We start from the raw sequence: 22,073 nt of genomic DNA, 5'->3' as shown, positions 1-22,073 counted from the left end.
AACTCAAGAGTTAGGGTCTCTTTTTGACAAGAGAGGAAATAACGATGCGTATGATTCCTGGAAAGGTGCGCCAAGAAGGGAAAGCACTGTATCAAGCGGGAGAAGTTGAGTTTCAAGGGTATCAAAATGATCTACTACTCTTCCAAGTTTTAGCAGAAGAGGTTCACTTTTCAGTAATAGGAGAACAAGACTATTGTTCATGTTCGGACATAGCTTTATTGGGCTATTGTGTCCATATCGCGGCTGTGGAAGTTTTTGTGCGGGAGCAGGAAGAAATGGTTTCCCAAGTTTCCCCAGAACGAATGCTGGCAGGAGAAAAATCGGCTGCTTTATTTTCCCAAGAAGGGGAGAGGTTCCTACAAGATTTTTTTGAGGCCTGTTCTTATCCGACTCAGCTTAGTCTGAGTGTAGAGGGGGAAATCGCCTATCGTCAAGATGGTATTAGGTGGACTTTTAAATTACGTTATGGAGATTCTAAGTCTTATATCGTGCGAGATATCCCAGAATTTTTGCTTCGCTTGGAGCAGGGAACAGGATTTCGTCTGAATCGTCACCTTGCCTTTGATCGTTTAAGTTGGGATTTTTTAGATGTGGCTAGTCGTAAAGTCTTATCATTTTTGGTAGGTCTAAAGCAAGAATCAACCTATTCGCCAAATCCTTATTTCCTAAATGATGGACGTTACTTACTGTTACCCTTGCCGCTTTTGAGTCAGGTTTTACCTCTCTTTCAAGAGTTACCTCATTTTCAATTGGATTTGGGTCTAGGACTGTTAAGAGAGGTGAGTTTTCAAGATTTAGAAGAGAATCTGAGTCCGTACTCTATGGAATTACGCCGAAATTATCAAGCTTATACCTTGAATTTAGAAGTAGAGGACTTTCTCAGTCTCTATGAGCATCAGTTGCTCTACTATCAGGAGAAGCTCTTTGTGATTGCTTACCCACAGGCTCAGCTCTTAAAACAACTCCAGTCTCATTTTCAGCTGCTTGAATTAGCTGGAGATTCCTTACGATTTGGAAGGGAGCAGTTGAGTCGATTATTTGCTTTTTTTGAAAGGGTAAAAGGTCTTGTAAATTTAAGATTCCCGGAAGGCTTGGAGCCAAGAGATTTTGCGGTTTCCCTTTACTTGGATATTGATCCCTTAGGATGGCTAATCAGCCAGTCCACGTATCAAATTGGTGATGCGGTTTTCACGAGTGAACAGGAGATTTTTGAAGCTGGTCTTGTATTGGATTACCAACAATTAACAGCCTATCAGCAAACTCTAGCAAAAATAAATCTACCGATAAGCATGGTTGGAAGGAGACCGCCCTTAAGCGAGGAAGAAATTCTAGATTTCTTTGATCTCCACTTGCCACTTTTGCAAGAAGTGGCAGATGTTTGTTGGTCACCTGCTTTTGGGGAACTAAGGCAAGAAGTGGCACTCGATTTTAGCATTGAGGAAGGTCAGCGTTTCTTGGAAGTTCGGTTTTCTCTTGAGGGAGTAGCTGAAAGCGAGATTCAAGAAGCTATCCAGGCTTTAGCAGCTGAAAATTTTTATAGAACCAAAGCAGGTCAGCTTGTTCGTCTAGATGAAAAGAATCAGAAACAACTGCAGGACCTTATGGCAGTGGAGGATGGTAGCTGGAATTCTCAAGAAGGACGTTTTCAGGTGAAACGTCAACTTTTGGGGCGTTTGGATTCTGTGTTACAGGGAGCTACGGTTAGCTATTCAAGGGCTTTAGAGGAGCTGTTAGGACACCTAGCCCATCCAGAAACGTATCCATTGGTCACACACCCGATTCTGGAACAGTTACGGGATTACCAGAGAATTGGAGTTGCGTGGATGTCTATGTTAGCTCATTATGGGTTTGGTGGAATTCTAGCAGATGACATGGGCTTAGGGAAGACTGTTCAAGCGATTAGTTTTTTGGTATTAAACTTGAAAGAGGGAGAGAAAGCATTAGTTGTAACTCCATCAGGTCTTCTCTATAATTGGCAGGAGGAATTAAGACGTTTTGCCCCTGATTTAAAAGTTGGGATGGTTTATGGCTCTAAGAAGGAACGAACAAAGACGCTTGAGCAGGATTATCAGGTGTATCTGACTAGCTATGGAAGTCTTCGTCAAGATGTTCAGGACTATTTGACTCAGGATTACAAATTTCTTATTCTAGATGAGGCTCAATATATTAAAAATCAACGAACCAAGGTTCATACCAGTTTAGAAAAAATCAATGCTCAATCGATTTTTGCCCTCTCTGGGACACCGGTTGAGAATCGAATTGAAGAGATTGGGGCTATTTTCAATTTAGTTTTACCGGGATTATTACCGGCTAAAAAAAATTTGCTGAAGCTACCGGTGGAAGCTGTTGTCCAACAAATTCGCCCCTTTATCCTGCGTAGGGATAAACAGGCCATTCTAACCGAATTGCCTGAAAAGAGTGAAGGGGTCTATGTGACCGAGTTGCTCCCTGAACAAAAAGCCTTGTATTTGGCTCAAAGGAGTCAAATGCAGGCGGAATTACAGGAGTTAACGGAACAGGAATTCCGTAAGCGAAAGGTGGAATTTTTAGCAGGTTTGACGCGTCTCCGTCAGATATGCGATAGCCCAGCTCTTTTTTTAGAAGATTATAAGGGTCAGAGCGGGAAACTAGAAATGTTGAAGATTCTTCTAGAACGGGCGAAAGAAAGTGGCCAACGAATCCTAATCTTTTCTCAATTTGTAGGAATGTTAGATTTAGTGGCTCAGTTTTTAGATCGTGAAGCAATAGCTTATTTCACGATTAAAGGATCGACACCGGCTCAAGAACGCCAAATCATTAGTCGTGCCTTCAATCAGGGGCAGGGCGATGTGGTTTTGATTTCCTTGAAAGCTGGTGGTGTGGGACTTAATTTAACTGGAGCAGATACGGTTTTTCTTTTAGATTTATGGTGGAATCCAGCTGTGGAGGAACAGGCTATTGGTCGGGCTCATCGGATGGGACAGACCAATCCTGTTCAGGTCTATCGGTTTATTACCAAGGGAAGCATCGAAGAAAAGATTTTTGAATTGCAAGAAGGGAAACGTAATCTTTTGGGAACAATTCTTGATGCAGGGCGTACCAATGAGGCTCTCAGCTTAGAGGAAGTAAAAGAAATTTTAGGTATTTAGGAAAAGTAAGAGGACCTAACTTGAAAATCGCGGAAAAAACGCTATAATTGAGATTTGAAAGGATAAAACTATGGCAGATAAACAATTTCCTTTATTGGCTGATTCAGAACCGATTTTTGAAGAACGTCAGCCGATGAATCTCTATGAAGAGTCGGATTTTATCAGTAATATTAAGGGTGATTATCAGGAAAAGTCCATTTATGATTGGGCTCCTATTTCGAATGCCAATCATCAAGTCCAGGAATCTGGGATTGCGGACGAATTTAAAACGGATGCAGCCTTGGGACGCGAGGAAGCTAGAGAAAGTGTCCGACAAAAACGGTCTGCGGCTTATCTTCAGGATGAACCCGACCAAGCCTTTCGAAAAGATTTGCAACGTCGGAGGGAATTGTCTGGAGGGCTAACCAAAGTCAAAGAAGAACCCGTTTCTAATTATCAGAAGATGGGGGAAAAGTTGCGTCAAGAGAGCTATATCCTAGCAGATTTACGCGGTAGGACAAAGAAAAGTGCTACTCCAAAAGCTAAGTCGGATTCCTACGATTTTCTAAGAAAGAGTCAAATTTACCAAGAGAAAGAACAGAAAGTAACTCCTCGTCCAACGAATCAAGAATTGGATTTACGGAAGTTGACGAGTGAGAAGGAGAAAAAATGACCAAGCGTTATCATTTTATCGGAATCAAGGGTTCAGGGATGTCTGCCCTAGCCCTTATGCTACACCAAATGGGTTATGAAGTGCAGGGAAGCGACGTCGATAAGTATTACTTTACCCAACGTGGTTTGGAACAGGAAGGAATTAAAATTCTCCCTTTTGATGCGGCTAATCTCTCGCCAGATTTGGAATTGATTGCAGGGAATGCCTTTAAGGCAAGCAACAATGTTGAGTTGGCAGCAGCAGAGGAGCAAGGCCTCAGTTATCGTCGTTACCATGAGTTTCTTGGGGAATTTATGGAACAATTTACTAGCCTTGGAGTTGCCGGGGCTCACGGTAAAACCTCAACGACAGGTCTTTTAGCCCATGTTCTATCGAATATGACGGATACTTCTTATTTGATTGGAGATGGAACGGGTCGTGGATCAGAGCAGGCAAGTTATTTTGTCTTTGAATCGGATGAATACGAACGTCACTTTTTACCCTACCATCCTGCTTATTCGATCATTACCAATATTGATTTTGACCATCCGGATTATTTTACGAGCCTAATGGATGTCTTTGATGCCTTTAATACTTATGCGGATAATGTGAAGAAGGGATTGTTTATTTACGGTGAAGATGAAATCCTTCGCAAGATTACGGCAGAGGCACCAATCTATTATTATGGATTTGATCCGGAAAAGAATGACTTTGTTGCGAAAGACTTGGTACGTTTGACAACCGGTTCTACCTTTACTGTCGAATTTCGAGGGGAAACTCTGGGGCAATTCCATATCCCAACTTACGGGAAACACAATGTTATGAATGCTACGGCTGTGATTGGTTTGCTTTATACTATTGGCTTTGATTTAGAACTGGCTCGCCAGCACTTAAAGACCTTTGCGGGTGTTAAACGTCGCTTTACGGAGAAAATTGTCAATGGTGTAACCATTATTGATGATTTTGCCCATCATCCGACAGAAATCATCGCAACCATTGATGCAGCGCGGCAAAAGTATCCAAGTAAGGAAATAGTCGCTATTTTCCAACCCCATACCTTTACTCGAACCATTGCTCTGATGGATGAGTTTGCGGATGCCTTGAATCTAGCAGATTCAGTCTATTTAGCTGAAATCTACGGTTCTGCTCGTGAGGTCGACAATGGTCAAGTGCGCGTGGAGGATTTGGCCGGCAAGGTTGCTAAAAAAGGTGGAATTATTACAGTCGACAATGTATCGCCTCTGCTTGACCATGACAATGCCATTTTTGTCTTTATGGGTGCGGGTGATATCCAGACGTATGAGCACTCCTTTGAGCAGCTCTTAGCAAACTTAACGAATAATATTCAATAGGGGAGCAGAGAGGCGAGCATCAGTTCGACCTCCCCTTCTTTTTTTGGAGGAAGCATGATACGATTGGCAAATTTGGCTGATATAGACCGTCTTTATGAGATTGAAGTCCAAAATTTTGGACAAGAAGAGGCACTTCCTCGTGAAACCTTACTGCTACATATTCAAAATATAAAGACCAGTTTCTTGGTGTATGAGGAAGATGGCTGTATTCTGGCTTATCTTGAAGGACCAGTAGTTCCCGAACAGACTTTGGTTGACAGGAATTTCTATGAAGCCAAGGATTGGAGTCAGGAAGTAGGAGGCTATATCTCTATTACCAGTTTATCGGTTGCTCCTGAGGCACAGGGTAAGGGACTTGGTACCTTGTTGCTAGAAGCAATGAAGCAAATAGCTTTACGAGACCACCGCTTAGGAATAAACTTAACCTGTCATGATTACTTGATTGCCTATTATGAAGCTCAAGGATTCCAGCTATTAGGACCGTCCTCTTCTACTTACGCAAATGAAGAATGGTTTGATATGCTATGGGAAATAGGTAAGTAAGGATTATTGGAAATTCCTTTCGTTATGTTATAATGATTTAGATTAGTATGAAGGAGGGCCCGCCTTTGGCTGACCAAGATGAAAGACGAAAAAGTCTCAGCTTTAAAGAGCAAATTTTAAGAGACCTTTCCCAATCCAAGAAGAAACGACAAGCGGCTTTGAATGCTGCTCAACAGGCGTATGAGAAGCAGTTGGCACAGACGCAAGCAAAGTCTGTGGAAAAGCAGGCTAGTCAGATTCAACAAGAGCCAGCAAGGCCTGTAACAAAAGAAGGTCAAAATCTATCAAATCAGCCGTCGGCGGCTGTAGATTCCTCGTCTCAAACTTCGAAATCACCAGCGCCGAATCATTCCACAGAGTCACGCCAAGTACCTTTGGAGGCTCCAAAGAAACGGAGAGGGAAATCGATTCAGGTTCCCTTATCTATTGGTCGGAAACATACCAAGACCATTGAGACAGAGGCGCTGAAAAAGCAACGGAGTGTTCCGGCTGCTAAGGAAAAAGCGCATGCAGAGGCTATCCAGCAAAAACAGCCTGGATCACACATTCGGATGAAAGCAGCCCCAGGGAAATCTCTCTCCTTTGCTGCTGAAGATAAGAAACAGAGCCTAGCTCCTGTGAAAGAAACGAAGTTGGCCCGAGTGGAAGCAGTCGACTGGCAAGGAGAAGAAGACGATATGGATAAACGTCAAGAGAAACGTAGAAAACAAAATCAAGTTGCTAAGAAGATTGTGGGGGTTGTCACCTTATTATTGATCGTCTGCCTGATTGCAACTGGAATTTTTAGTTATACTTATGTGCAATCTGCTTTGGGACCAATTGATCAGGATTCTACAGAATATGTGCAAGTTGAAATCCCGATTGGATCCTCCAATCGGGAAATCGGACGTATTCTGGAGGACTCTGGTCTGATTAAGAGCGGGCAAGTTTTTAACTTTTATACCCAATTCCGGAATCACTCCGATTTCCAATCCGGTTATTACAACCTGCAAAAGAATATGGATGTTGAAGAAATCATTGAGAAGTTGAAAGAAGGTGGAACAGAGAGTCCTGTTGTACCATCTTTAGGAAAAATTACGATTCCTGAGGGCTATACGCTGGAGCAAATTGCAGAGGCTGTGACCTTTAATGCAGCTTCTAAAGATGGCAAAGAAAAGAGTATCTTCAGCAAAGAAGAATTTATAGCTAGAGTCCAAGATGATGGCTTGATTGAGGCTTTAGTTGCAAAATATCCAAATCTGTTAGGTAGTCTTCCAGCAAAAGAATCGGGTGTTAAATACCGTTTAGAAGGTTACCTCTTCCCAGCAACGTATGACTACAATGAGGGAGATACGATTGATGGCTTGATTGAGCAGATGGTGGCAGCGATGGATACCAATATGGCTCAATTTTATGAGCAAATCAGTCAGCAGCAAAAATCAGTCAATGATATTTTAACGCTTGCTTCTCTTGTAGAAAAAGAGGGAGCAACGGATGAAGATCGTAAGAACATTGCGAGTGCCTTCAATAACCGCCTCACTCAGCAAATGCCTTTGCAAAGCAATATTGCAATCTTATATGCAATTGGTAAGCTAGGTCAAAAAACAACCTTAGCGGAAGATGCTGGTATTGATACCAATATCGATTCTCCATATAATATTTACAAAAATCAAGGCCTTATGCCGGGACCGGTTGACAGTCCTGGAATGGCTGCGATTCGTGCAACCATTGAACCGAATAAGACAGATTATCTATACTTTGTAGCCGATGTGGATACAGGTATGGTCTACTATGCTAATAATATTGAAGAGCATAATCGAAATGTTGAAGAACATGTCAATTCCAAACTAGCCAATGCTTCGGCTAGTTCCAACTAGAAAGTGAGAACTTATGGCAGAAAAAACTTATCCAATGACCCAGGCTGAAAAGGAAAAGCTTGAAAAAGAATTAGAAGAACTCAAATTAGTTCGCCGCCCAGAAGTGGTTGAGCGGATTAAGATCGCCCGCTCTTATGGAGACCTCTCTGAGAATAGTGAATATGAGGCAGCCAAAGATGAGCAAGCCTTTGTAGAAGGCCAAATCTCGGATTTGGAAACCAAGATTCGCTATGCTGAAATCGTGGACTCTGACTCAGTGGCTAAAAACGAAGTCGCTATCGGAAAAACGGTAACCATTCAAGAAGTGGGTGAAACAGATACCGAGACTTATATGATTGTTGGCTCTGCAGGTGCGGACGCCTTCGCGAACAAGGTCTCCAACGAAAGTCCAATTGGACAAGCATTGATTGGTCGTAAAACTGGAGATACGGTTACCGTACAAACCCCAGTCGGCAGCTACGACGTTAAAATCGTATCTGTGAAAAAATCAAAATAAATGGATCTAAAGCACGAAACCCTCAACTGATGTTGCTACCAGTGAGGGTTTCGTCGTGTTTTTGAGGATACCTTGGATTTCAAAAGGCATTTTAGTAAGGTGTAAGTGATACTTTTCAAATGTTTGGAATCTCTGTTTAGCTCTCTAAAAAGCTTGATTCAAAATATTTTGACTAACTAAAAATTAGAGGCTGGGTAAACACTAGCATAGATAAAAACAGCTTAGAATCACATCGATTCTAAGCTGTTTTGTATTTCGAAGCCTTTTTATCCAGCCTCTTTTGTGATTAACGTGAGCGCTGCTTACCTGCGTTTCGTTTTTGCTTGGATTTGTTGTCTATTTGCGTGCTTGGTGGAGTGACGTCTTTAATTGGATTTGATCCAGCAGCTGAGCCGAAAACAGTTCCCAAATTACTTGGTTTTTTTGGAGGATTTTCTTCAAATTCCTTAGCTACTTGTTTCCGGAGGCGAGGACGTACTATATACATGGTGATTAATTGTTGGATGATGGAGAAGAAACCACCGACGAGCCAGTAAAGTGCGACCCCAGCAGGAGAACTAAAGGAGAAGAACATAATCATGATAGGACTGATGAGTACCATAGATTGCATTTGCTTCCGTTGCTCCTCAGAAACTCCAACCAAGGTTAAAGCTGATTGAATAAAGTAGAGGATACCTGTAAGGATTGTCAAGAGCATACTTGGAGAGTCCAAAGCGATTCCCATCCAGCTAGCTCCTGAGATTCCTGGTGTATGTTGGGCTGCGAAGAAGAGAGCAGAGAAGAAGGGCATTTGAATTAAGAGTGGCAAGCAGCCAATCCCTCCAAAGGGGTTGAGACCATTTTCTCGTTGGGCAGCCATGTATTCTTGGTTGGCCAGTAATTTTTCTTCTTGAGTTTGGGCATTTCGCATCCGCTCTTGAATAGGAGCTAAGATGGGCTGCATATAAGCCATTTTTTCAGCTTGGTAAGCTGCCTTATGTGATTGCATGAGGCCGAGTGGCAAGATAATTAAACGAACAAGAATCGTTACAATAATGATTGCAACCCCATACCCTAAAGCTTGATTTTCAGCAAAGAAGGTAATGAGTGTACTCATGGGTTGTCCTAAGAGTGTCCAGATAAGGCCAGTCGGATTTCCGTTGGCATCACGGCCCACGCAGCCAGAGAGCAAGACTAGCATCGAAGCAAGGAGTCCTGCAGAAGCAAATTTTTTTCTAATTGTCACGTTTATAGTCCTTTTCTAAATTATTACTCTTTTCATTTTACTGTTTTTAAGCCTAGATTACAATAGGACCTAAGTCTGACCTTTAGTTTTGGATGGCAAAATCTTGATAAGAGGGGAAATTAGCCATGCTAACGTCAACATAGGTCACCTTGGAAAAAGGACTAGGTCCCTTTCTCACTTCTTGGATAAAAAGAGCCATCTTATTAGGATCTTTGGACTCTGCTAGAATTTCGACACAACCATCGTCTCTATTCCAAACTCGGCCTGTAATACCGTCTATCCTATTGGCAAGTTCCCAGACAGCCCAACGAAAGCCGACTCCTTGGACCCGTCCTTGAACAATCATTCGTACTTTTTTCATAAGTTTCTCCTTTTGTGCTATAATATTTTCTATGACTATTATAACCTCTAAAACCAATCCCTTGATTAAAAAGGTCAAAAAACTCCAGAAGAAAAAGCACCGTAGAGATTCTTATTTGATTGAAGGTTGGCATCTATTTGAAGAGGCCTACCAAGCTGGAGTTACCTTTGGTCCGATTTTTGTTATAGAAGAAGAATTGGAACGTTTACCGGAAGGTCTTCCCTATCAATTAGTGAGTTCGGCGATTCTAGCAGAATTGGCAGATTCTAAGACCCCTCAGGGAATTGTTGCAGAGGTAAAGCATGAAGAACCGCCAGCTGTCGATGTGAGTCAGGGGATGTGGCTGTATTTGGAAGAAGTCCAAGATCCTGGAAATGTAGGGACTATGATCCGTACAGCCGATGCTGCTGGTTTTACAGGAGTTCTGGTCAGTCCTGGAACGGCCGATATCTATAGCCCCAAGACTCTGCGGTCGATGCAGGGTAGTCATTGGCATTTGCCTATTCTGGAATATTCTTTAGACGATCTTGGGCAGGAAGCCCATGCTCCTCTATTAGTGACGAGTCTAAAGGATCTTTCGAGTAGTTATGTGGATTTGCCACCATTTGAACATCTGATTCTTCTAATGGGAAATGAGGGACAAGGGGCTTCTGATTTGGCTCATCAGATGGCGGATCGAACAGTCCATATTCCCATGTCTGGCCAAGCAGAGAGTCTGAATGTGGCCATTGCTGCTGGAATTTTGATGTTTCATTTTAAAAATAGATAAGGAGTTTGTATGCAACCAACGATGTCGCAAACCGATACAGGTTTAAACCGTTTTTTCGCTAAAGTTTATGGATATATGGGGCTGGGGCTAGGAATTTCTGCTCTTGTTTCTGGCTTGTTACTATATGTTTTTCAAGCTACTATGATAAATATTATGCTTCACCATTCATGGGTTTACTACGCAGCTTCATTTATTGAGATTGCACTTGTTTATTCTGTTTCCACAACGGCTTGGAAAAATAATCCGATGGCGATGCCGCTTTTCTTGTTTTATTCAGCCCTTAATGGCTTTACCTTGAGTTTTATTTTGGCAGCTTATAGCCAAACGAATGTATTTGCCGCTTTCTTAACGGCGACATTGACTTTCTTTGCCATGGCTGCTATCGGTGTGTTTAGTAAGCGCGATTTATCAGGGATGGCTCATGCTTTTCGGATGGTTCTCTTTGGAGTTTTGGTTGCAAGTTTGGTTAATATTTTCTTACGCAGTGCAGGCTTGTCTTATGTTATGAGTCTTGTCATGGTTGTCATCTTTGCAGGATTAACAGCTTATGATAACCAACGGATTCGTCAAGTCTACTACCAATCTGGTGGACAGATATCTACGGGCTGGGCAATCTCAATGGCTCTTAGCCTCTATTTGAATTTTATTAACTTATTCTTGAGTATTCTCCGTATTTTTGCTGGAAATCGTGATTAGGATTTGGATCTTTGAGCTTTCGGCTCAGAGGTCTTTTTCTTTTTGAAAAAGACCTCTAGCTTTGGTATAATAAGGAGAAATGTTTGAAAGAGGAAGGAATTGAATTATGGCTCTTTGGCTAGCAATTGTTTTAATCGTAGTGTTCTTTATTGGAGGTGTAGCTCTAGGTATTTATTTGACACGTCGTCAAGTGGAGCAGGAAATGGCGCAATATCCTCGTTTGAATAAGGATGCCCTTCGTGTCATGATGGGACAAATGGGGCAAAAACCAAGTGAGGCGCGTGTGAACCAAGTATACCAACAAATTGTCAACCAACAGAAAAAACAAGCCAAAAAATAAACAAGTGAGGCTGAGACAAAGGTCTCGGCCTCCTCGTTTTCATATGAAAAATGGACTACTGTTGAAGAATAGCCTCTAGGCTAAATAAAGGGAGGATTGCATGGATAATCGTCCAATTGGTTTCTTAGATTCGGGAGTCGGTGGCTTGACAGTTGTGAAAGAGCTACGGCGCCAACTTCCGGATGAAGAAGTTATTTATATAGGAGACTCTGCCCGAGCTCCGTATGGCCCTCGGGCAGCTGAAGAAATTCGGGAGTATACCTGGGAACTAGTTCGATTTCTACAAGCTAAAAATGTTAAAATGATCGTCATTGCCTGTAATACGGCAACAGCCGTGGCCTGGGAAGAAATTAAAGAAGCTTTGGATATTCCGGTTCTTGGAGTTATTCTTCCAGGTGCTTCAGCAGCCCTCAAGGCGAACCATCATGGAAGAATTGGCGTGATTGCTACGGAAATGACGGTAGCCTCGGATATTTATCGCCAGAAGATCCAATCTTTGGATCCTAAAGCTCAGGTCATGAGTCAGGCTTGCCCTCCTTTTGTACCGTTGGTCGAAGCCAATGAGCTATCCTCTAGTTTAGCGAAAAAGGTTGTTTATGATCAATTGAAAGATTTTCAAGGGCAAGTATCCACTTTGATTTTAGGGTGTACCCACTACCCTTTGCTACGACCGGTAATTCAGAATGCCTTGGGGCCAGATGTAACCTTGATTGATAGTGGGGCAGAATGTGTTCGCGATATTTCAGTTCTTTTGAATTATTTTGAAATCAATCGTGGACGTAACTTAAAAAAACAGCAGCATAGTTTTTATACGACAGGGGATGCAGTAGCTTTTGCTCAGCTAGCGCAGACTTGGTTAGAAGAAGAAGTAAGAGTGGAGCATATAGATTTATGACACAAGAATTAGTAGAATTTCGTGATAGCCAAGATTGGTACGTTGCACAAGTTTCAGACGGACCTCACTTAAGTTTCGCTTTTGATCAGGAAGATCAGGTTTATCATTTCCTTGCTCCTTTTCAATATTTATCTCAAAAAAATGGTTTTAAAGTTCAAGTTTTCCAATGGTCCTCAGCCCAAAAGTTGGCACAGTTTATGGTGGACTTAATTAATAGAAGCGAAGATAGGCATCTGAGCTTGGAACGCCGAGGTAAGGCTCTCTTGGTTGTGGAAGAGGGGCGTTTATTGCATGTGGTGTTACCGGAGGGTGGCGAAGAGTTGGATAAGATTTTTGGGCAAGCAGAATTAGAGCCCCTCTTGATTGCGACACGTAATGAGGGCAAAACTGCTGAGTTTAAGAAAATCTTTGAGCCTCTTGGTTACCGGGTGGAAAATCTGAATGCTTATCCAGATTTACCTGAAATTGAGGAAACGGGGACAACATTTGAAGCGAATGCTCGACTGAAGGCGGAAGGAATTGCGGCTTTGACAGGTACCTTGGTATTGGCCGACGACTCCGGTCTGAAAGTCGATGTACTAGGGGGACTACCAGGAGTTTGGAGTGCTCGGTTCGCGGGTCCTAAAGCTACAGATGCGGAAAATAATGCAAAATTATTGCATGAATTGGCCATGGTTTTAGAAGTAGACAAACGTTCCGCCCAGTTTCACACGACCCTTGTTGTAGCAGCTCCTGGGAAGGAGTCTTTAGTTGTTGAGGCCGATTGGCCGGGTTATATTGCCTTTGAACCTAAGGGTGAGAATGGGTTCGGTTATGATCCTCTGTTTCTTATTGGAGAGACTGGAAAAACATCTGCCCAGTTAAGTATGGAGGAGAAGAATCGGCAGTCCCATAGGGCCCAAGCTGTTCAGAAATTAGTGGAGGTATTTCCATCATGGAGCGACGGACAGTAGTTGTAATGAGTGATTCTCATGGAGATCGCAGTATTGTACAAGCTATTAAAGAAGAATGGCAAGACAAGGCTGATTTGATTTTTCATAATGGGGATTCAGAATTGGAAGTGGACGATTCGGTCTGGGATGGTATCCATGTTGTTGCTGGAAATATGGATTTCTTTGCAGGCTATCCGGAACGTCTCAGTGTGGACTTGGATGGACATATCATTGTCCAGACCCATGGTCACCTGCAAAATATTAATTTTACAATGGATAAATTGGCCTATTGGGCGCAAGAAGAAGCAGCGAGTATCTGTCTCTATGGACATCTTCATGTACCAGCAGCCTATCAGGAAGAGGGAATCTTATATGTGAATCCCGGTTCTGTTAGCCAACCGAGGGGACTTGTCTTGGAACGTCTATACGCGGTTTTAACCCTTGAAGGCAATCAGGTTCGAGTTGATTATTACACACGAGATCATGAACTCTTCCCTAGCTTAAGCAAGGAGTTTACGATTAAATGATTGCACAACCCTTAGAGGACTATTTGAAGGCACAAGAGTCCACCTTCCTAACACCTGCTGCTAATTTGGCGGTTGTGATTGATAGTCATAATGTAGACCATGTGATTCTCTTGTTGAGCCAAATTACCTATACACGGATTCCTGTAGTAACAGATCATGGAAAATATATAGGGACAATCTCCTTGACCGATATCTTGGGTTATCAAATGCAGCATCATCTTTCAGCTGCAGAGCTTGCAGATATGGACATTGTTCATATGGTCAAACGAGATGGTCTTACCTTGGGGCCTGGTTATACGCTGACGGAAGTCTTTCACAAGTTGGTAGACGAGTCCTTTCTTCCTGTTTTAGATGCCGAAGGTATTTTGGAAGGCATTATTGCACGCAGGTCGATTTTGAAAGCAACCAATGCCCTGCTCCATGATTTTGGTCAGCATTATGAAATGAGTCCTAAATGAGAGTGTGGATTGAGTCTTTTTTAGAAACAAAGAAACTGTCAAACAATACCAAAGCGGCTTATATATCGGATCTACAGCAATTAGCACGTAGTTTGGGCGATACGGTAGATGACTTGGGTCTGAAGCTTTACAGGGATTCCTTGACTTCCTTAAGTGTAACGGCTCAGCGTCGAAAACTGTCAGCGATCAATCAATTCCTCTTCTTTCTTTACCAGGAGGGGCATATTGACCGATATTATCGTTTGGATTTGCCGCCTTTGAAAAGTCAAGAGGAACCAAGTGCTCCTGATCAGGAATTGTTGGTTAAGGATTTGTTTCAGACAACGACCCAATATTCTCAGGGACAGCTTCTGGTAGCGCTGATTTTAGAAACGGGGCTGTTGCCAACCGAAATTATTCAGTTGAAGAAATCGGATTTGGAGCCTGTCCTAGGACTCTTGCAGGTGGGGCAAAGCGGTAAACGAAGAGTCTTGGAGGTGAGCCAACCCTTGATACAAGCTCTCGTCCAGGAAGGGCAAGGGGGATATCTCTTCGAACATCAAGGAAAACCATATACACGTCAGTGGGTTTTCCTGCAGATAAAAGCTTTTTTGGAGGAGCAGGGGCTCATGCAACATTCTCCCCAAAGTTTACGAGAGCAATATATTTTTAAAGAATTGAAAGCTGGAGTGGATTTGCTAACGATTGCGGATAATCTAGGCCTTCGCTCCTTACACAGTATTGAGAAATATCGCAAATGGAAATAAAAATCAAAGATTTTGAGGGCCCCCTAGACTTGCTTTTACATCTGGTCTCTCGCTACCAAATGGATATTTATGATGTTCCCTTGCTAGAAGTGATTGAGCAGTATCTGGCTTATCTCTCAACCCTCCAAGCCTTACGTTTAGAAGTAGCTTCTGAATACATGGTGATGGCCAGTCAGTTAATTTTATTGAAAAGTCGCAAGCTCTTGCCTCAGATTCAAAGTCAAGAGGAGGATGAGCTGGTGGAGGATATGGAGCAGAACTTGCTTCAACAACTAGAAGATTATCGCTATTTTAAAGCGGCTAGTCAGGAGTTGGCTCAACAACATGAGAATCGTTCTCGTTATTACAGCCATCCCTCCAGTCCCTTAGTTTCAGAAGTTGTAGAATTGAATCAGGATGTGACTTCGATGGATCTCTTTTTGACCTTTTCACACCTTCTAAGGCAGGAAAAAAAGAAACGGCAAGGTCGTCAGACAACGGTAGAGCGGGATGATTTTCGGATTGAAGATTCTATGGAACAGGTTCGCCAAGGTTTGCTCCAGTCTCAGGGAAAATTAGCATTTAGCAAACTTCTAGCTCAGGCTGAATCACTTTCCCAAATGATTACACAATTTTTAGCCTGTTTGGAATTGGTGAAAATCCAAGAGATTCGCCTTTATCAGGCTGGAACTTTTGATGAAATATGGATAGAAGGACAGGTACTATGAGTCAATTAGCGGCTTTGGAAGCTCTCTTATTTACAGCTGGTGAGGATGGAGTGGATCGCCTTCATTTAGCCTCTATGTTGGATGTAGCTCCAGCCCAGCTTGAAATTCTGATCGAGGCTTTAATCCAATCCTATGACCAGAATCCTGATTCTAGTTTGACGATTATCGAAACTAAACAGAGCTTACGCTTGGTGACCAAACCAGTCTTTGCTTCTTTGTTGGAAGCCTATGCACAGACACCGATGCAGCAGTCTCTTTCCCGAGCTAGCTTGGAAGTTCTATCCATTGTTGCTTATCGACAACCGATTACTCGGATTGAAATTGATGCTATTCGGGGGGTTAATTCTAGTGGCGCTTTAAGCAAGTTACAAGGATTTGGCTTAATCAAAGAGGTTGGTAAAAAGGAGACTTTAGGGCGTCCCAATTTATACGGAACTACAGATTATTTTTTGGACTATATGGGAATGAATCAATTGGAGGATCTTCCACAGGTTCAAGTAGAGGAAGAAGAGGAACAAGAGCAGTCCTTATTTAGAATTGAGGGAGAAAATGAGAATTAATAAATACATAGCCCATGCTGGAGTTGCCAGCCGTCGAAAAGCGGAAGAACTCATCAAGCAGGGGCGAGTAACCATTAATGGTCAAGTAGTCAAGGAATTGGCGACGACTGTGAAAAAAGGGGACCGAGTAGAGGTGGAAGGTCAGCCTATTTACCATGAGGAAAAAGTCTATTACCTTCTAAATAAACCCCGGGGAGTTATTTCGAGTGTCAGTGATGATAAAGGACGAGCAACCGTTTTAGATTTCTTTGGAGGAGTCAAGGAGCGGATTTATCCTGTTGGGCGTCTAGACTGGGATACCAGTGGGGTCTTGTTATTGACCAATGATGGAGATTTTACGGATGAGATGATTCACCCTCGAAATGAGATTGACAAGGTCTACTTGGCCCGTGTGAAAGGTCTGGCTACCAAGGAAAATCTTCGTCCCTTGACCCGGGGAGTTGTCATTGAAGGGAAAAAAACCAAGCCAGCTGTTTATCATATCTTGAAAGTTGACCCGGTAAAAAATCGTTCAGTGGTTGAATTAACCATTCACGAGGGACGAAACCATCAAGTTAAGAAAATGTTTGAAGCTGTTGGGCTTCAAGTTGATAAATTATCTCGGACTCGTTTTGGACATCTAGATGTATCTGGTTTACGTCCAGGAGAATTCCGACGTTTAAATAAAAAAGAAGTGAGTCAACTACATAATCTAGCTGTAACTCCCAAGAAATCTGGGAAAAGAAAACGATGAGTCGTCTTTTCATTTTTTTGGTGAAGCTCTACAAACGCTTGATTTCTCCCCTCTTTCCTCCGTCTTGTATCTATCGTCCGACCTGTTCGACGTATATGATCCAAGCTTTGGAGGCCTATGGTTTGTGGGGACTCTATTTAGGGGGGAAGCGAATTCTATCCTGTCACCCCTGGTCTCAGGGGGGAGAAGATTCCCTTCCAGATTCGTTTACTTTTTTCAAAAAAACAGTCAAGAGACTTGACAGATAAGCGGAACGTGGTATACTTAGAATGTAATTTGATTGATTTAGCTCAGACCTGTTGTGATCTAAGTTAATCAGATGAGCGCACCACATTGTCCGCTGAGCTTGACTCCGGATAGTGTGGCTATTTTTTTACCTGAAAGGAAGTATCCTTGAACCATATTGTTTTGTATCAACCGCAGATACCTCAGAATACAGGGAATATTGCTCGGACCTGTGCGGCAACAAATAGTCCTCTTCATCTAATCCATCCCTTAGGTTTTCCCCTAGATGATAAAAAGATGAAGCGAGCTGGTCTTGATTATTGGGATCAGCTTGAGATCTATCATTACGATTCTTTAGAGGATTTTTTAGAGCAGCATGGGGAAGAAAATCTGTATCCTGTGACAAAATTTGCGGAACACACCTATGCAGAGAGGCAATATCCGATTAGGCAGAATATCTTTTTTATCTTTGGACGGGAAGATACTGGACTGCCGCAAGAGTTTTTACAACAATACCGTAGGCAAGCCATCCGAATTCCGATGAATGATAATCATGTTCGAAGTTTAAATCTGTCCAATGCGGTTTGTATGGTAGTCTATGAGGCCTTACGGCAACAGGACTTTAATGGTTTGGAAGCTGTTCATTATTATGAGCAAGATAAGCTAAAATAGAAAGGTTATTTTATGATTCCAGTTAGACGATTAACCATTGTAGCAGTTCTTTCTGCCCTTTCCTTTATTTTAATGTTTTTCGCTATGCCGATTATTCCCGGAGCTGATTTTTTACAGTTGGACTTGAGTATTTTACCAATTCTAGTAGCCTTAGAATTATTTGGTCTTAAACAAGCTAGTTTGGTTCTCTTTTTACGCTCGCTTCTCAAATTGCTTCTCAATAACCAGGGCGTTTCAACAATGATTGGACTCCCAATGAATATGTTGGCGGTCTTTAGCTTTATACTCGTGCTTACCTTGGTTTGGCGTAAAAAAGATTCTTATGTTCAGTATCTTTTAGCAGGAGGCTTGGCAACACTTGCTTTAACGCTTGTAATGCTAGCAATGAACTATGTATATGCGATTCCATTATATGCGACTTTTGCTGGCTTTGATATTGCAAGTATTATTGGAGTCGGTCCTTATTTACAAGCCATGGTTCTTCCCTTTAATGTGGTTGCGGGTCTTGTCTACACAGTGAGCTTTGGGTTAGTTTGGGCTTTGATGAAACCTGTGATGAAAATTTATGCAAAATAGACAGGAATTCTGGATAAAGGGGAGTTTTTGCCTCTTACTTTTTGTCATCTTGGGTTATACGGTTCGTTTTTACCCTCAGAACCTAGTAGCTTTTGATAGTGGGCTTCAAACAGTTATTCGTGGGGACCTTCCTAATAGCTTAACAAGTTTCTTTACAACTTTGACTAAGATTGGGAATATGCCAGTGATTATTACTTGGGTGACATTGATTTCAGTCTTTCTCCTGTGGAAACGTTACTATAGTGAAAGTCTGCTTCTAGTTGGAAATCTAGTTCTTACGGGACTTCTGGTAGTTATCCTTAAAAATATTTACCAACGTCCTCGTCCTAGTATTGAACATTTGGTTGTGGAGAACGGATTTTCTTTTCCAAGTGGCCATGCCCTAGCTGCGAGTTTAGTGCTTGGTTCTTTACTGGTGATTGTGAGTCAGACCATTCACCTGGGAAAACTCAGACGATTTCTGCAGGGATTATTCATTTTCCTAATCTTAGCTCTACCACTCTCTCGAGTTTACTTAGGTGTCCACTATCCGAGTGATGTGATTGGTAGTCTTTTACTAGGGAGTGGAATCTTATGTTTAGAAATGCCTGTCTATCAAAGACTCCGGTTTCGCTGGCGTTTTACAGGCAAACAAGCAAGATAGCCTTTGAGTTATCTTGCTTTCTTTTTGTTGAAAAATGATATAATGGGAACATCTTTAAAAAATAGGTAGGGAGAAGAAAAATGGTCCAAAGACCTTTAGACATGGCCCATGAATTTCTGGCTCAGGTTATTGGTCCAGAGGATACCACGGTAGATGCTACGATGGGAAATGGGCATGATACCCTCTTTTTAGCACAGCTTAGTGGTCAGGTTCATGCCTTTGATATTCAGGAACAAGCCCTTGTTCAAACCCAGCAACGTCTGGAACAGTCTGGTCAACATCATGTCCAGTTGCACTTGATTGGCCATGAGCATTTGGCTCAATATGTAGAAGAGGCCAAGGCAGTGATTTTTAATTTGGGCTATCTTCCATCTGCGGATAAGAGCTTGGTAACACTTCCAGAGACGACTTTAGCGGCAGTAGAGGTAGCTTGTCATATCCTACTCCCTGGTGGTCGGATTGCGATTATGGTTTACTGGGGCCATCCGGGTGGCTCAGAGGAGAAAGACGCTCTTCTAGAATTTGTTCAAGAGCTACCTCAAGAAACCTATACCGTTTTGGAATACCGGACTTTAAATCAGCGAAATTGCCCTCCTTTTTTAATAATGATTGAAAAGAAAGTAGAGAAACATGGATAAAGCATTTTTTGAAGAACGAATGGAACGCTTGCGTAATCGCACGGATCGTGATCGTCAACTGGGACCGGAGTTGGTAGAGATGGAAACTTCTCAGATTCGGAAAATTAGACGCAAACGCCAAAAATTGTTGAATTTGGAAATGGCTAAATGTTCTAAGAAAATTCAACACCAAGATGAGCAAAAAACCCAAGAGCGGATTCATCAGGAAAAGAATCGTTTCCAAAAAATTTGTCGGGGTAATAGCTAGATGAAATTATTGCTGACCATTTTAGGGTTCCTGCTTTTCCTTATCTTATCCAATGCGATTAATAAGGTTTTTCCTCGCTTACCGATTCCTTTTTTGCAGATTGTGATGGGGATTATCCTTGGTTATTTTTTATTGGAAGAACAGTTTGAGTTTGATACGGAGCTCTTCTTGGCTTTGATTATAGGTCCCCTTCTTTTTCGGGAAGCAGAAGAAGCGGATATTCCAAGTATTTTTAAGCACTGGAAAATTATTCTATTTTTGATCTTTCCAGTGATCTTTGTCTCCACCTTTGGCTTGGGGAGCCTGATTGCTCATCAGTTGACAATGCTACCCCTAGCTGCTTGTATTGCAGTCGGGGCTGCTTTGGGACCGACTGACTTGGTTGCCTTCTCGTCCTTGGCTCAACGTTTTCGTTTTAGTGAGCGGGCGACTAATATTCTGAAGGGGGAAGGATTGCTCAATGATGCCAGTGGCTTGGTGGCTTTCCAGACAGCCATACTGGCTTGGTCAACAGGAGCCTTTTCCTGGACTCAGGCGGGGGGTAATTTACTCCTTCAACTCTTGGGTGGCTTTGTCGTCGGTATTTTTACGGCCTTGCTGAATCGTTGGTTGCACAATGTACTCATGCGCTTCCATGCTGTGGATGTAGCTGGTGAGCTCTTGTTGGAACTAGCCTTGCCACTGCTGACTTTCTTTTTAGCGGAAGAATTTCATGTTTCTGGAATTATCGCAGTTGTAGTGGCTGGTATTCTGAAGGCTAGTCGTTTCCGACGGATTAATCCTTTGGAAGCCGAGGTATCTGAGACTACGGAGGTGGTTTGGAAGGCTGTCACCTTTATGTTGAATGGTTCGGTCTTTCTTCTCTTTGGAGTCGAAATGGTTTTTCTTTTTGAACCCATTTTGAAGAGCCCACTCTACAATGATTTATTAGTCATGGGTCTTTGTGTAGTACTGACCCTAGCGCTTTTTGCTCTTCGCTATATCATGCTTTGGGCTTATAATACTTTTTTTGTTTTTGATAAAGATGAAAAAGAAAATGGACGAGATCTTTTAATCTTAGCTTTCTCTGGGGTTAAAGGGACGGTCTCTATCGCGACCATTCTGCTCTTGCCAAACGAATTAAAAACCAGTTATCCTATTTTACTGTTTCTAGTAGCAGGGGTGACTATTCTGAGTTTTTTGATTGGACTTCTGATTTTGCCATACTTGGCAGAGCCAAGTCAGGAAGAAACTGAAAATCTGATTGAGATTGCGATTTTAACAGATGTTATGAAGCAATTGGAGAAGGAGCTCTACCATACTCGGGCTAAATCGACACTCTATATGGTGTTGGATAACTATAATGAGCGCTTGGTCCAGTTAACCATTGCTCAGGAAGGCAAGGGCATTCAAGAAGAGTGGACAGACTTGATGCTTCTGATTTTGAGTGTTGAGAATGATGGTTTGGAGCAGGCCTATGAAGAAGGACGTGTAACGGAGCAGGCTTATTTTGCTTATCAACGTTACCTAAGGAGCATGGAACGACGGATTAATCGTTCTCTCGTTTCCAGTCTAACCTATATCTTTTTAGTTGTTTTCCGACTCGCTCGGCTCTTACTTCATGAAATTGTGACTTTTGGTGCTAGCAGTCGTCAATGGCTAGGTGGCGGAGGTTCTCGCTTAAGTCGTGATGATGCCGATGATTTAGCTCTTTTGTATCTGGAGAATACAGAGATTATCGTCGATGCTTTAGAGGATTTGCGTGGTGTTTATCATGATAGTTTGATCCAGTTTGTGCAAGAATGGCGGATTCGAGAGACAGCCATTATCGGAGATGGAGGCTTTGTGAATCGCATTTTGCTCCGCGAGCAGGCTTACCATTCTAGAGAGATGCTCAATGCCTATTACTTGGAAAGAAAGGCTATTTTTGACTACGAACGTGAAGGTCTTCTAACAAGTAGTGAGGCCAATAAACTTCGAGCTCAGGTAAACCAATTGGAATCTTTTGCGCTCAAAGACCATAGCCCTAGCTTAAACTTGGCAAGAATGAGACGAGAATAAGATCCAGGAAAAGCCTATTTCATCTAGTGCTTACTACAAGGGTGTTATGGCCGGACTCTCCAAGACGTGAGAAGATT

General features: G+C 42.4%; 26 protein-coding genes. 24 read left to right on the top strand and 2 right to left on the bottom strand.

Going from position 1 to position 22,073, the window contains the following annotated elements; translation table 11 throughout:
• Nucleotides 1-44: 44 nt before the first annotated feature.
• The 6 genes from ACXM1Q_RS01130 (at nt 45) to greA (ending at nt 8,006) form a co-directional block, all read left to right on the top strand.
• The gene (locus ACXM1Q_RS01130) at nt 45-3,128 is read left to right on the top strand and encodes an SNF2-related protein (RefSeq protein ID WP_460255632.1); all 3,084 of its coding nucleotides are present in this window, start codon (nt 45-47) and stop codon (nt 3,126-3,128) included.
• 70 nt (nt 3,129-3,198) lie between these two features.
• Nucleotides 3,199-3,780 (top strand): hypothetical protein, encoded by a 582-nt coding sequence (locus tag ACXM1Q_RS01125; protein ID WP_458515470.1) that lies wholly within the window; start codon nt 3,199-3,201, stop codon nt 3,778-3,780.
• Nucleotides 3,777-5,111: a UDP-N-acetylmuramate--L-alanine ligase gene (murC, locus tag ACXM1Q_RS01120; protein ID WP_458515469.1), complete on the top strand. Its 1,335-nt coding sequence runs from the start codon at nt 3,777-3,779 to the stop codon at nt 5,109-5,111. Before ACXM1Q_RS01125 ends, murC begins: the two co-directional genes overlap by 4 nt.
• Before the next feature lie 54 nt (nt 5,112-5,165).
• Nucleotides 5,166-5,654, top strand: coding sequence for a GNAT family N-acetyltransferase (locus ACXM1Q_RS01115; protein ID WP_458515468.1), 489 nt, complete (start codon nt 5,166-5,168; stop codon nt 5,652-5,654).
• A 65-nt stretch (nt 5,655-5,719) separates the two neighbouring features.
• Nucleotides 5,720-7,510, top strand: a complete 1,791-nt coding sequence (mltG, locus tag ACXM1Q_RS01110; protein ID WP_458515467.1) for an endolytic transglycosylase MltG — start codon at nt 5,720-5,722, stop codon at nt 7,508-7,510.
• A 13-nt stretch (nt 7,511-7,523) separates the two neighbouring features.
• Nucleotides 7,524-8,006, top strand: a complete 483-nt coding sequence (gene greA / locus ACXM1Q_RS01105; RefSeq protein ID WP_135035449.1) for a transcription elongation factor GreA — start codon at nt 7,524-7,526, stop codon at nt 8,004-8,006.
• A gap of 286 nt (nt 8,007-8,292) precedes the next feature.
• Here the strand turns inward: greA and yidC are convergent, their stop codons facing one another.
• Nucleotides 8,293-9,225: a membrane protein insertase YidC gene (yidC, locus tag ACXM1Q_RS01100; protein WP_458515485.1), complete on the bottom strand. Its 933-nt coding sequence runs from the start codon at nt 9,223-9,225 to the stop codon at nt 8,293-8,295.
• Nucleotides 9,226-9,313: 88 nt separating this feature from the next.
• Nucleotides 9,314-9,592: an acylphosphatase gene (locus ACXM1Q_RS01095; RefSeq protein ID WP_458515466.1), complete on the bottom strand. Its 279-nt coding sequence runs from the start codon at nt 9,590-9,592 to the stop codon at nt 9,314-9,316.
• A gap of 31 nt (nt 9,593-9,623) precedes the next feature.
• Here ACXM1Q_RS01095 and ACXM1Q_RS01090 point away from each other — a divergent pair, with 31 nt between their 5' ends.
• The 18 genes from ACXM1Q_RS01090 to ACXM1Q_RS01005 all read left to right on the top strand — a co-directional run bounded on the left by ACXM1Q_RS01090 (nt 9,624) and on the right by ACXM1Q_RS01005 (nt 21,996).
• Complete coding sequence (locus tag ACXM1Q_RS01090) at nt 9,624-10,361, top strand: TrmH family RNA methyltransferase (protein WP_458515465.1); 738 nt, start codon at nt 9,624-9,626, stop codon at nt 10,359-10,361.
• A gap of 9 nt (nt 10,362-10,370) precedes the next feature.
• Nucleotides 10,371-11,057, top strand: coding sequence for a Bax inhibitor-1/YccA family protein (locus tag ACXM1Q_RS01085; RefSeq protein WP_458515464.1), 687 nt, complete (start codon nt 10,371-10,373; stop codon nt 11,055-11,057).
• Between the two features lie 106 nt (nt 11,058-11,163).
• Nucleotides 11,164-11,397, top strand: coding sequence for a YneF family protein (locus tag ACXM1Q_RS01080; protein WP_135035433.1), 234 nt, complete (start codon nt 11,164-11,166; stop codon nt 11,395-11,397).
• Between the two features lie 100 nt (nt 11,398-11,497).
• On the top strand, nt 11,498-12,292 hold the full coding sequence (gene racE / locus ACXM1Q_RS01075; protein ID WP_458515463.1) for a glutamate racemase: 795 nt from the start codon (nt 11,498-11,500) through the stop codon (nt 12,290-12,292).
• Nucleotides 12,289-13,245, top strand: a complete 957-nt coding sequence (locus ACXM1Q_RS01070) for a nucleoside-triphosphate diphosphatase (protein WP_458515462.1) — start codon at nt 12,289-12,291, stop codon at nt 13,243-13,245. Before racE ends, ACXM1Q_RS01070 begins: the two co-directional genes overlap by 4 nt.
• Complete coding sequence (locus tag ACXM1Q_RS01065; protein ID WP_458515461.1) at nt 13,227-13,751, top strand: metallophosphoesterase; 525 nt, start codon at nt 13,227-13,229, stop codon at nt 13,749-13,751. The genes ACXM1Q_RS01070 and ACXM1Q_RS01065 overlap by 19 nt, the downstream gene beginning before the upstream one ends.
• Nucleotides 13,748-14,209 carry a cyclic-di-AMP-binding protein CbpB gene (cbpB, locus tag ACXM1Q_RS01060; RefSeq protein WP_458515460.1) on the top strand — a complete coding sequence of 154 codons (462 nt, stop codon included), beginning with the start codon at nt 13,748-13,750 and terminating at the stop codon, nt 14,207-14,209. Before ACXM1Q_RS01065 ends, cbpB begins: the two co-directional genes overlap by 4 nt.
• Nucleotides 14,206-14,955 carry a site-specific tyrosine recombinase XerD gene (gene xerD, locus ACXM1Q_RS01055; protein WP_458515459.1) on the top strand — a complete coding sequence of 250 codons (750 nt, stop codon included), beginning with the start codon at nt 14,206-14,208 and terminating at the stop codon, nt 14,953-14,955. Before cbpB ends, xerD begins: the two co-directional genes overlap by 4 nt.
• On the top strand, nt 14,946-15,662 hold the full coding sequence (locus ACXM1Q_RS01050; protein WP_458515458.1) for a segregation/condensation protein A: 717 nt from the start codon (nt 14,946-14,948) through the stop codon (nt 15,660-15,662). Before xerD ends, ACXM1Q_RS01050 begins: the two co-directional genes overlap by 10 nt.
• Entirely contained in the window at nt 15,659-16,222 is a 564-nt protein-coding gene (gene scpB / locus ACXM1Q_RS01045) for an SMC-Scp complex subunit ScpB (protein ID WP_458515457.1), read from the top strand. Before ACXM1Q_RS01050 ends, scpB begins: the two co-directional genes overlap by 4 nt.
• On the top strand, nt 16,212-16,955 hold the full coding sequence (locus tag ACXM1Q_RS01040; RefSeq protein WP_135035410.1) for a pseudouridine synthase: 744 nt from the start codon (nt 16,212-16,214) through the stop codon (nt 16,953-16,955). The genes scpB and ACXM1Q_RS01040 overlap by 11 nt, the downstream gene beginning before the upstream one ends.
• Nucleotides 16,952-17,203: a membrane protein insertion efficiency factor YidD gene (yidD, locus tag ACXM1Q_RS01035; protein WP_458515456.1), complete on the top strand. Its 252-nt coding sequence runs from the start codon at nt 16,952-16,954 to the stop codon at nt 17,201-17,203. The genes ACXM1Q_RS01040 and yidD overlap by 4 nt, the downstream gene beginning before the upstream one ends.
• A gap of 145 nt (nt 17,204-17,348) precedes the next feature.
• The gene (gene trmL, locus ACXM1Q_RS01030) at nt 17,349-17,852 is read left to right on the top strand and encodes a tRNA (uridine(34)/cytosine(34)/5-carboxymethylaminomethyluridine(34)-2'-O)-methyltransferase TrmL (RefSeq protein WP_458515455.1); all 504 of its coding nucleotides are present in this window, start codon (nt 17,349-17,351) and stop codon (nt 17,850-17,852) included.
• 12 nt (nt 17,853-17,864) lie between these two features.
• A complete protein-coding gene (locus ACXM1Q_RS01025; RefSeq protein ID WP_135035401.1) occupies nt 17,865-18,428 on the top strand; it encodes an ECF transporter S component in 564 nt (187 codons plus the stop codon).
• A complete protein-coding gene (locus ACXM1Q_RS01020; protein ID WP_458515454.1) occupies nt 18,418-19,071 on the top strand; it encodes a phosphatase PAP2 family protein in 654 nt (217 codons plus the stop codon). The genes ACXM1Q_RS01025 and ACXM1Q_RS01020 overlap by 11 nt, the downstream gene beginning before the upstream one ends.
• Before the next feature lie 80 nt (nt 19,072-19,151).
• Nucleotides 19,152-19,709 carry a tRNA 5-(aminomethyl)-2-thiouridylate-methyltransferase MnmM gene (gene mnmM, locus ACXM1Q_RS01015; RefSeq protein WP_458515453.1) on the top strand — a complete coding sequence of 186 codons (558 nt, stop codon included), beginning with the start codon at nt 19,152-19,154 and terminating at the stop codon, nt 19,707-19,709.
• Nucleotides 19,702-19,956 carry a hypothetical protein gene (locus ACXM1Q_RS01010; RefSeq protein ID WP_135035393.1) on the top strand — a complete coding sequence of 85 codons (255 nt, stop codon included), beginning with the start codon at nt 19,702-19,704 and terminating at the stop codon, nt 19,954-19,956. Before mnmM ends, ACXM1Q_RS01010 begins: the two co-directional genes overlap by 8 nt.
• Complete coding sequence (locus ACXM1Q_RS01005; protein ID WP_458515452.1) at nt 19,957-21,996, top strand: cation:proton antiporter; 2,040 nt, start codon at nt 19,957-19,959, stop codon at nt 21,994-21,996.
• Nucleotides 21,997-22,073: the final 77 nt, after the last annotated feature.

This window comes from Streptococcus sp. 10F2 (assembly GCF_054331515.2).
This window is presented reverse-complemented; position numbering and strand designations above follow the sequence as displayed.